This window comes from Janthinobacterium darwini (assembly GCF_051380905.1).
Lineage (GTDB): Bacteria > Pseudomonadota > Gammaproteobacteria > Burkholderiales > Burkholderiaceae_D > Janthinobacterium.
Map to the genome: position 1 here is coordinate 1 of NZ_JBNYXX010000011.1, position 9061 is coordinate 9061.

At 50.3% G+C, this 9061-nt stretch carries 12 protein-coding genes; 9 read left to right on the forward strand and 3 right to left on the reverse strand.

Annotated features, from left to right (window positions below):
- Both ACQ4WZ_RS26930 and ACQ4WZ_RS26935 read right to left on the reverse strand, forming a co-directional pair.
- A partial coding sequence (locus tag ACQ4WZ_RS26930) for a helix-turn-helix domain-containing protein (RefSeq protein ID WP_436574904.1) occupies positions 1 to 260 on the reverse strand: 260 nt, incomplete at its 3' end.
- 119 nt (positions 261 to 379) lie between these two features.
- Complete coding sequence (locus tag ACQ4WZ_RS26935; protein WP_436574905.1) at positions 380 to 856, reverse strand: DUF2726 domain-containing protein; 477 nt, start codon at positions 854 to 856, stop codon at positions 380 to 382.
- A gap of 98 nt (positions 857 to 954) precedes the next feature.
- On the opposite strand from ACQ4WZ_RS26935, the gene ACQ4WZ_RS26940 reads away from it, so the two are divergent.
- The 8 genes from ACQ4WZ_RS26940 (at position 955) to ACQ4WZ_RS26975 (ending at position 7659) form a co-directional block, all read left to right on the forward strand.
- Complete coding sequence (locus tag ACQ4WZ_RS26940; RefSeq protein ID WP_133989413.1) at positions 955 to 1296, forward strand: hypothetical protein; 342 nt, start codon at positions 955 to 957, stop codon at positions 1294 to 1296.
- Between the two features lie 220 nt (positions 1297 to 1516).
- The gene (locus ACQ4WZ_RS26945) at positions 1517 to 1747 is read left to right on the forward strand and encodes a hypothetical protein (RefSeq protein ID WP_436574906.1); all 231 of its coding nucleotides are present in this window, start codon (positions 1517 to 1519) and stop codon (positions 1745 to 1747) included.
- A 63-nt stretch (positions 1748 to 1810) separates the two neighbouring features.
- Positions 1811 to 2026, forward strand: a complete 216-nt coding sequence (locus ACQ4WZ_RS26950; RefSeq protein WP_133989415.1) for a major coat protein — start codon at positions 1811 to 1813, stop codon at positions 2024 to 2026.
- Between the two features lie 57 nt (positions 2027 to 2083).
- A complete protein-coding gene (locus ACQ4WZ_RS26955; RefSeq protein ID WP_436574907.1) occupies positions 2084 to 3235 on the forward strand; it encodes a hypothetical protein in 1152 nt (383 codons plus the stop codon).
- A gap of 346 nt (positions 3236 to 3581) precedes the next feature.
- The gene (locus ACQ4WZ_RS26960; RefSeq protein WP_436574908.1) at positions 3582 to 4727 is read left to right on the forward strand and encodes a zonular occludens toxin domain-containing protein; all 1146 of its coding nucleotides are present in this window, start codon (positions 3582 to 3584) and stop codon (positions 4725 to 4727) included.
- Positions 4724 to 6031: a type II secretion system protein GspD gene (locus ACQ4WZ_RS26965; protein ID WP_436574909.1), complete on the forward strand. Its 1308-nt coding sequence runs from the start codon at positions 4724 to 4726 to the stop codon at positions 6029 to 6031. Before ACQ4WZ_RS26960 ends, ACQ4WZ_RS26965 begins: the two co-directional genes overlap by 4 nt.
- A 237-nt stretch (positions 6032 to 6268) precedes the next feature.
- Positions 6269 to 6538: a hypothetical protein gene (locus tag ACQ4WZ_RS26970; RefSeq protein WP_436574910.1), complete on the forward strand. Its 270-nt coding sequence runs from the start codon at positions 6269 to 6271 to the stop codon at positions 6536 to 6538.
- A gap of 218 nt (positions 6539 to 6756) precedes the next feature.
- Complete coding sequence (locus ACQ4WZ_RS26975) at positions 6757 to 7659, forward strand: rolling circle replication-associated protein (protein ID WP_436574911.1); 903 nt, start codon at positions 6757 to 6759, stop codon at positions 7657 to 7659.
- A 3-nt stretch (positions 7660 to 7662) separates the two neighbouring features.
- Here the strand turns inward: ACQ4WZ_RS26975 and ACQ4WZ_RS26980 are convergent, their stop codons facing one another.
- Entirely contained in the window at positions 7663 to 7923 is a 261-nt protein-coding gene (locus ACQ4WZ_RS26980) for a hypothetical protein (protein WP_436574912.1), read from the reverse strand.
- Between the two features lie 176 nt (positions 7924 to 8099).
- Between ACQ4WZ_RS26980 and ACQ4WZ_RS26985 the strand changes: the two genes are divergently transcribed.
- The gene (locus ACQ4WZ_RS26985; protein WP_436574913.1) at positions 8100 to 8984 is read left to right on the forward strand and encodes a tyrosine-type recombinase/integrase; all 885 of its coding nucleotides are present in this window, start codon (positions 8100 to 8102) and stop codon (positions 8982 to 8984) included.
- Positions 8985 to 9061: the final 77 nt, after the last annotated feature.

The following is a 9061-nucleotide window of genomic DNA, read 5'->3' on the forward strand; positions in this document are numbered from 1 at the left end:
CTCATAATCCGTTGGTGCCGTGTTCGACTCACGGGAGGCCCACCATTTTTACGTAGCTGCTCATGGGCAGCTATGATCCGCACTACTTCGTCTGCAGGGACGCCCGACTCTTCAATGATCTTTATGGTCGTATGGAAGTCGGGCACTCTCTCGCCATTCACATAGCGATCCAGTGTCTTCTGAGGCACGCCCCACGCCTTCGCTACAGGTAGCACTTTTCTACCCTGCAACGCTCTTGCTATCAATTCCTGATATTCCATAGTATTTTCTCATTGGAAATTAGTCCAAATGGACTTTAATATCGCTCTTAGTTAGTCCGAACGGACATTTTAATTTGTCCGATTGGACGAAGTTAACGATAGCACAGTTGCGTCTGCCGTCAACCATATCGAGCGTTATGCATTGCCATTAGCTGGTCTTCGATATCGCGTCGTATCTGTTCTGTTGTTGGAATGCTCGGGTAGCGAATGGTGGTGTATCCGGCTTGTTTGAGCATGGCGTCTCGCTCTCGGTCGTGATGCTCCCGGCCAATGTGGCTACGGTCGTCTAGCTCGATCACTGCAATGACGTTCATTTGTTTGCTGCATAAAACGAAGTCGGCCATTTTCCGGTTAAAGCGATTTCGTGATTGCCAGCCTTCGGCGGTGACGAGTGCTGAAAACGAGACCTGAGCAAGTACGACGCATTCCGGTAGGGCTGCTGACAGTACGGAAAACATTTGTTGTTCGCGGTTTGTAAGTAGCTGTTTCCGCTTCAGTGTTAATGGCTCCGCTGGCTTCTTGCGTTTTTCATTTACGAGGCTGGTGACGATAAAAATGATCGCCACAGCGACGACGAAAAATTGAAGTTGGCTCATAGGTTTGTAGTAGTTCAATTTGTTGGTGAAGTTGTTAAAACCATAGCACAACCGTGCTCCATTGCTCTAGCGGGCAAATCTACTAAAGAGGGAAAAATATGAAAAATACCATTCAAATTCTGCATGTCACCCAAGTGGCTGGCCGTTCGAAAAAAACCGGCAATGACTACGATATGCGCATGGCGCAATGCATCGTCCACAAGCCAAACCGCGATACCGGCGTCATCGAGCCGTTAATCGGTGAACTGGTGTTGCCGGAGCGCTTCAAAGACACTCAACCGGGCATGTATGAGGTCGAATTCGAAGTATCGATCTCGCAAGACAAGCGTGTCGGCGCACAGGTCTTTTCTATCACTCCAATTTCCGCTGCTTCTCAAGCAAAACCCGCTGCAGCAGCTCCCGCCGTCAAGGCGAACCCAGGTCAACAAACCGCCTCGTAATTTCCCATGCCTTCCTGCGTCGATTCCACACAAATGACGGGGCCAGATGCTCCGTCTGGTGCCGTGCTGTACACGGTGTCGAGCGCTCCCACAGAGTTGTCTAAATGCGCCTATGTGGTTGAGTCAGGCCCCGAGTATTCGGCTGCTTTGGCTGCGCAGGATAAGGCCCTGGATATATTTTTCGTGGCGGCGGTGGTCGTGCTGTTCGCCTTGGGTTGGATTGCAGGGGCGCAACGATGATTTTGCTGAAAAATTTGTGGCCTGTTCTGTTTTTAGCCGGGTTGTTCGTCTGTGCTGTGTACCTGGCGAAGTACATTATTTCCCGTTTTTTGGAGCACAAATAATGTCTATTGCCGCTGCTGTCGGCTACGCGTTGAGTGCCTTTGGTGTTGGGTATGCGGCTGGTGCGATACAGCGAATTATCCGTCGCTCTATTGAAATTTTGGATTAGCAGTATTTTGACGCTCGGTCGTCGTCAATCTTATGTAGACCGCTATTTTTTAGGGATGTGCAAATGAACAAAAATATCATTCGTGGTTTGGCTCTGGTGGGTGCTGTTGCCGTTTCGGGCGCTGCTTTGGCGGTTGATGATCCGGGTATCGCTGCTATCACGGCCCTGTCCGGCCAAGCCGGTAGCTACATCACTGCGGCCTTCGCTGTCGCCGTTCTGGTCGCTGGTGGCTTCTGGGGTATCAAGATGATGAAAAAAGCGTTTTCGAAGGCTGGTTAATTCGTCGGCGTTCGGGCGTGCAGGGCGGCTTATGTCGCCCTTTTTTATTGGATAGAAATGAAAAATATTTTATTCCTTCTGACGTTGTTATGCATACAGCCAGCCTTTGCCGGTGGATTTTATTATCGGGATAATTACGGGATGATCTATACCAGTGTCGAGGAAGCATGTCAGAAAAGTGGCACTAATGGCACTGAGTTAAATAAAATCCTTAACAAAGAAGAGTATGCGCCTGACAAGTTTATCTGTGATATCTTGCGTTTTGGTTATACGGATAACAAATATAAAGAACAACGATATATTGAAAAGGTTGGTGATTGTCTTGATGGTGATAGTGCGGGAACTTATAAAATTCCATCTGCGTACTATAAGCGGTTACCTGACGGCGATCATAAAGTCGTGCAAACGATTGTCCCGGATCATGCCCTGATGGAATCCTCTTACTGCATCGATAAGTGTATTGCTAAGGTTAAAAGTAAGGAGGATTTAGTAAAAGCTATTGAGGGGCCTACTGATGCCAACGGCATTTATTTGCTTTCCTGGAATATGAGATTGACACAAAACGGTGCGCGTTGCAGTTCTAAAAAACTGCCTGATACAGTCGCTCCTCCCTATACCGGTGGTGGTGATCCGGTTACCCCAACTGATCCAACTGACCCGACTAAGCCGACTGACCCCACTAATCCTACTGATCCCGGCACTCCTGGCGGGAATCCTGGTGGCACTCCTGGTGGTACTCCTGGCGGCACTCCTGGCGGTACTCCTGGCGGCACTCCTGGCGGTACTCCTGGTGGTACTCCTGGCGGTACTCCTGGCGGTACTCCTGGTACGGGCACGCCTGGTGACGGTAAGGGGAATGGATGTGGCGCTCCTGGTCAACCTGCATGTCGAATTGATGAAACTGGAATACCTAAGATCGATGAAGATATGGGCGAAAAAGGGTATCGCGCTGTGGAATCTTCCAATAAAGATAATATCGAAGGAGTTAAAGATATAACTAAGGAAAAGCTTGGTTTAGGTGATTGGTTCCCGTCAATTCCTACGGCTGCTTGTAGTAATCCATATGTGCCTAATCCTATTTCGGGGATAGCCGTAAAAGTTGATATTTGTGATTATGTAAATATATTCGCCAAGTTTATAAGTGGCGTAATTTGTTTCTTTGCGCTTATCGGCTCCGTTCAACAGGTTCAATCTGCAATGAAAGCTTAATATGCCTTTGCTTGGTACTCTGCTTATCAATTTATGCGTCTTTCTCATTAATTTATTTTCCAGATTTATGATATTGGAGAAAGCTTTTAGGCTGTCTGCAATGATTCTGATGCTGTCGCTTGCTAGCGTTATGATCGGGCTTATGTATACCTGCGCTAAGGGCGTTTGTTCCCAGGGCATTTCCAGCATGGCATCTTCGCATCCTAGTTTCGCTGTCGGCCTTGGGATTGCTTTTAATTCCACCACTTTCACTGCCGCTACTTGCTACGTCACTGTTTGGCTTGGTTGCCAGCTATACGTTATGCAGAAAAAAGGTCTGAATCTGGTCGTCAAATAGGCAAATGATATGGCTGTTTATGCGATTACTGGCAAGTTAGGAAGCGGCAAGGGCAAGGCTGCTATAGATCAAATTCGCCGTTATTTGCGCGATGGCAAGCGTGTTGCCACAAACTGCGATGTGTTCCTAGAGCACCTGATGCCAGCGCGGGATAGGAGCGTCGTGATAAGGGTGCCGGATAAGCCGTCTGCCGTGGATTTGTACATGATTGGCAGCGGTAACCGGTTTATCGATTTTGAGCCAATTTTGCAGCATGGCCGTGCCGGGATCACCGCTGTTGCACCTTCGCCTAAGTTGTTGCCAGGATTTGACGAATCGCACAATGGCGCACTTCTCCTGGATGAGTGTGGTTCGTGGTTGAACACTCGGAACTTTCAAGACAAGGGCCGGGCTGAAATGCTGGAATGGGCTATCCATGCGCGCAAGTATGGATGGGATGTATTTTTCATCATGCAAAACATCAGCCAGGTTGATAAACAGTTGCGCGATTCCTTGCTGGAGTATGTCGTAAGGTTGAACCGTTTAGATCGTATGCGGGTGCCTGTTTTAAGCCCCGCTATTGCGTTGATGACTGCGGGGGCGTCGAACGGTAGCATGCCGCGCTTGCACATCGGTGTGGTGCGATTGGGTGCCTCTCCTGACGCTTTGGTGGCGGATCGCTGGTACTTCCGTGGCGATGATCTCAACAGGGCATACAACACGACGCAAGTTTTTTCGGATACCTATCCGCACGGCACGCATTCTTTGCTCTCGGCTTGGCATTTGTCTGCCGTTGCTGGTGTTCCTCCCGATTTCATCGGGCCATTGCAGGCGACGCCTGCCGCTCTTCCTATGTTGAGCTATCGCGCTCTTCCTCCTAAGCCACCTCACAAACATATGACTAAATTTCTCTTTGCTTCACTGTGCCTCGGTGCCGCCCTGGGCGTGTTTGGCTATCATTTTGGCAAGCCAGTTCTGGCGCCGACTATTGCCCAAAAACAGCCCGAAATAGTTGTATCGAAAAATCTTACCGGTATCGGTTATATCTCGAGCGGAAGTGTCTATGTTGTCACTTTGTCGGATGGCCGCACTGTTACCGCGTCGCGCTTTCGCTTCATTGACGGCGGTTGGCTTGCATTGATCGATGCTGATACCTGGGTCAAGGGCGTGTCATGAAAAAACTGTTTATTCTGTTTATCTGGCTGCCGTGTGTCGCGTTCGCTGCTGGTCAGCCTGTTTCGATACAGCTTTCTTCTGTGTCGCTCGGCGCGTTCGCACAAGCCACATACAAGAACATGCTTGCGCGTGATTTCGTAATTTCACCGGATGCGTTTGCCCTTGATCGCAAGCTTACGGTGTCCGTGTCTTCCCTCGATGCTGACCGGTTGCCAACGTTTGTCGAGGGCATTTTGCGCGATCAGGGCATATCGTCTGAACTGCGCGATGGCGTCTACTATCTGCGTGCCGTACAGGCCCCTGGTTCTGCCTCACTTGCTATCCGTTTACCTTCTCCAGATGTTCCGGTTATCGGTTCCGCTCCGCCTTCGACCGATAGGCCCGGGCCGCGTGCTGCGCGATTCGATGTTGAAGAGAGCGCCGTTGATTCGATGGTCATTGCTGCTGGCCGGCGGCGTGATACTGAGTTTGAGGTGTACGTGCCGGCGAGTCGTTCGGCTGATTTTTTGGTGCAGGTTGTGGCTACTGCCTTCGGCCCTGGTAGTGCGGTTGCTGCTGGCCATCAAATTGTGCTTGCCGGTAGTCCTTCGGAGGTGAAGAAGATGCGTGTGTTGCTCGGTGCGCTCGATCAGTTGCCGCGTATGGTTGATGTGTCCGCGTCGTGGGTTGAGGTCACGGATAACGCCAGTTCGGGCCGCGGCATTTCTATCATGGCCAATGTATTGGGCGCGAAGTTTGGCGCATCGCTTGGCAGTGTCAATTCGGCTTCTGCTATCAGTCTGCGCAACACCAATTTCCAGTTGGTCATCGATGCGCTCAATACCGATGGGCGCTTCAAGCAAGTGTCGAACAGCCGCATTGTGGGTGACGACTATCAAAAGATGGTGCTTACCGTGGGCGATGAAACGCCAACGATTTCCAGCACGGGTAAAGACAATTCCGGTAACAGTGTTCAAAACATCGTCTACCGTCCTTCCGGCGTCATTGTCGACGTGCTGCCTAAGGTGCTTGGTAACGGCAAAATCAATCTCGCCATCGATGGGCAAATTTCCAGCTTCAAACCAACGGCCAGCGGCGTGACGGGTTCGCCTACGCTGATTAAGCGCCAGGTGAAAACAGCGGTCACTGTCAACGATGGTGAGGTGCTGTTGATTGGCGGTTTGAACGATGCGCAAACCGTCGATAGCTCCTCTGGCTTCTCTTTCCTGCCGTCTTCGTGGGCCGCTCGATCAGGTACAAAGCTGCATACCGATCTGGTGCTGATCTTGAGCGCACAAGTTCCGCGTACATCAGAAAAACGGTGACTTGTCACGCTAATTCCGGGGTGGTGGCACAAGCGGCCCGAAGGGCAAAATCTTTGAGGGCATATTGAAGTCGGCGGTTGATTTTGAAGTGAAGGATTCAGAAGGCCCGTGCGCATCGGAGCGAGGAGCGACACGTTTTCAAAGTTTTAGCGGGTAGTCTGCCGCCTCGTTTAGTGCCTCGTTGTCGCACCTCGGCCAGTACGGCCCATTCTGAAAAACCGTTTTGAAAGTATGCCCATGAAACAGCTTGAGGATGACAAGGCGATTGATCTACTCGGCCCGATTAAACGAGGCAGGGGGCGTCCGGCAACTGGCGCGGCAAAGACAAGCGCACAGCGGCAAAAAGATCGCAGGGATCGCTTGCGTGATGATGGCAAGGCATTTTTGACGGTGCATGTAGATGCGCAGGTGCTGGAAGGATTGAAGGCGTATATCCGCTTCAAGGACATTACGCCGGATCAGGTGATAGAGAAATTACTGCGTCAGCAATTGTTGCGCAAACGGTAGCGGAAAGCTTCGGGCCGCTATCTGCGCGCAGCGCGGGTGGCGGCGCGAAGCGCCGCTAAACTTGTATTAGGGACACTTAAGAACACAGCAGTAGAAATCGCAGTTACGGGCACGTGCAGTACAGAATTTCAGACCAGTTTTTGATGGACAAAAAAAAGCCCCAGGCATCTACTAAATGTCCGGGGCCTTCGATAAACCTGCCGTTACAGGACTACCGAATGACCGAATTAGATTATGAAAACGCTTTAGCGTCAATTGATTTCTCGCCTATAGAGCCATCTGCGCAACATCGCCCGGAGTGGTGGGACGATGACGGGATCAAGAATACATGGAACGATAACTATACGGCCCGTAAGCGCGTTTTTCCTGACGGACAGTGCGAAGTCACAGTAACGAAGGAACGGCACTTTGTAGGCCCGGCTAGGCTTCTCAAAACGAAGGCTAAGCGCGGCGAGTCCGAGAACCGCGAAGCAAACGATGATGATGCTGGCCGCCGTGCGAAAAAGAACGTCAAACACTGCTGCAAACAGATTGGCGCTGATCGCATGGTCACGCTGACGTATCGAGAAAATATGGTGGATCGTGAGACAGCACTCAAGCACTGGAAAGCATTTTGCCGCAAGCTCGGCAAGCACAAACAATTTCATTATGTCGCTGTCATCGAGGAGCAAGAGCGCGGCGCGCTGCACTTCCATGTGGCGGTTGCCGGTCGGCAAATGTATGCGCTCTTGCGCTCGATCTGGCAAAGCGTACTGGGTCGTGGGCCGAACGGTGAACAGATGGGGCAAGTCAACGTCCGCGATCCGCATCGCTTCGGTTTTGGCGTCACTGGTGCGCACAAGATCGCCAGCTACATTGCTAAATACTGCGGCAAGGAAATGCAATGCAGGGCGCTTGATCAAAAGCGTTATTTCCGGTCTAAGGGCATCGTGGTGCCCGAAGTCCACTCTTGGCGACTGCTTGGCTGTACATCGATGCTTGGCGCTGCTCAGGCAGCGTTTGCCGCCATTGCTGGGCATTCTATGGAAGGTTTGCAGACCTGGTGCAATAACGGCCTTGGGGTCGTTTATTTGGCGACTGCCCCTGGTCTGCCCAAGTTCTTAGATGACTGTCCGTTTTAATGGTTATTCACTTCCACGCGGGTGTCTATGTCTGTGGATGTCTATGATGATTTGGTTTAGTAGTGCATCAGTGTGGGATGTGGTTTCAGATTTTTCTGATTGGATGACCAACACTAATAATTGTATTTCTATGTCAAGTAACTGCACTTCAGTTACGGAGTTTTTTATGATTGTAGCGAGGTTTTTCGCCACTCCTATATATGTCAGACTATCAATGGAATTTGCATCGATAGAGCCGTTTTTGATCACATTTTCCGTGTTCATGATTTCTCTTCTGTGAAATTAAGAACAAGTTGAAATCCTGAATGGGGTATCAGAATTCATATTGATCTTTGTCAAGTTTAACAAAGATTGATGTATTTTTAAGCACACTTTTTAACTTAGCGCAAATAATTTCGTTGTTGTATAGTTTATCTGTGGCAATATTTGAGGATTTTTAGATGGCTGGATTAGTTCTTGAAACTTTGCATGGAAAGACTTGGTTGGACGCCGTCGAGCGCTGGCTTTCTGAAAAAGCGGACAAGGCTTCCTTAAATTCAGATAAGTGCATTTTTCGATGGTTAGAGCCGCTGCTGGGTGAATACGGTATAAACGATATAAATCGTTCTGTGGTTGATGCCGTCACCAGGAAAAAACGTGCTACCGGCGTAAAAAACGGTACGGTAAATAGAACATTAGCCCTTTTGCGCTCTGTGTTGATCAGGGCTTGCGTCGATTGGGAGTGGGTTGATGCCATACCTAAAGTTCGACTGCTTAAGGAGCCTGATCGTAGGGTGCGTTACTTGACTCAAGATGAGGCGTGCGCGCTCTTGGTTGAGCTGCCAGAACATTTGTCGCATATGGTGGCGTTTAGTCTTGCAACGGGATTGCGCAAGGGAAACGTGATTGGCTTATGTTGGTCTCAGGTCGATCTTGTGCGGCGGGTCGCCTGGATTCATCCTGATCAAAGTAAGACACGTAAGGCAATTGTTGTGCCTCTCAATGACGATGCTATGCGCGTGCTTACATTGCAGCATGGCCGTCATGCGGTGCGCGTTTTTACGTACAATGGTGAGCCGGTAATTGCTGCTACAACGGCAGCTTGGTATAAGGCGCTTAAGCGCTGTGGTATTGATGATTTTCGCTGGCATGATTTGCGACATACTTGGGCCAGTTGGCATGTGCAGCGAGGCACGCCATTGCATGTATTGCAGGAGTTAGGCGGTTGGCAGTCGGCTCAGATGGTGAGGCGGTATGCGCATTTTTCGGCGGGGCATTTGGCTGCTCATGCTGCAAATTTGCCGGTGTTGATGGCGAAGAACGCTAGAATGACAGCTGTGGGGTAGAACGCTTCGGCATGATGATGTCGATGATGTGTCTCATAATCCGTTGGTGCCGTGTTCGACTCACGGGAGGCCCACCA

Excerpts from the sequence above, each read along its gene's own strand:
- ACQ4WZ_RS26975 (WP_436574911.1), top strand. The coding sequence starts at position 6,757 with ATGACCGAATTAGATTATGAAAACGCTTTAGCGTCAATTGATTTCTCG.
- ACQ4WZ_RS26960 (WP_436574908.1), top strand. The coding sequence starts at position 3,582 with ATGGCTGTTTATGCGATTACTGGCAAGTTAGGAAGCGGCAAGGGCAAG.
- ACQ4WZ_RS26955 (WP_436574907.1), top strand. The coding sequence starts at position 2,084 with ATGAAAAATATTTTATTCCTTCTGACGTTGTTATGCATACAGCCAGCC.
- ACQ4WZ_RS26970 (WP_436574910.1), top strand. The coding sequence starts at position 6,269 with ATGAAACAGCTTGAGGATGACAAGGCGATTGATCTACTCGGCCCGATT.
- ACQ4WZ_RS26940 (WP_133989413.1), top strand. The coding sequence starts at position 955 with ATGAAAAATACCATTCAAATTCTGCATGTCACCCAAGTGGCTGGCCGT.
- ACQ4WZ_RS26965 (WP_436574909.1), top strand. The coding sequence starts at position 4,724 with ATGAAAAAACTGTTTATTCTGTTTATCTGGCTGCCGTGTGTCGCGTTC.
- ACQ4WZ_RS26935 (WP_436574905.1), bottom strand. The coding sequence starts at position 856 with ATGAGCCAACTTCAATTTTTCGTCGTCGCTGTGGCGATCATTTTTATC.
- ACQ4WZ_RS26985 (WP_436574913.1), top strand. The coding sequence starts at position 8,100 with ATGGCTGGATTAGTTCTTGAAACTTTGCATGGAAAGACTTGGTTGGAC.
- ACQ4WZ_RS26980 (WP_436574912.1), bottom strand. The coding sequence starts at position 7,923 with ATGAACACGGAAAATGTGATCAAAAACGGCTCTATCGATGCAAATTCC.
- ACQ4WZ_RS26950 (WP_133989415.1), top strand. The coding sequence starts at position 1,811 with ATGAACAAAAATATCATTCGTGGTTTGGCTCTGGTGGGTGCTGTTGCC.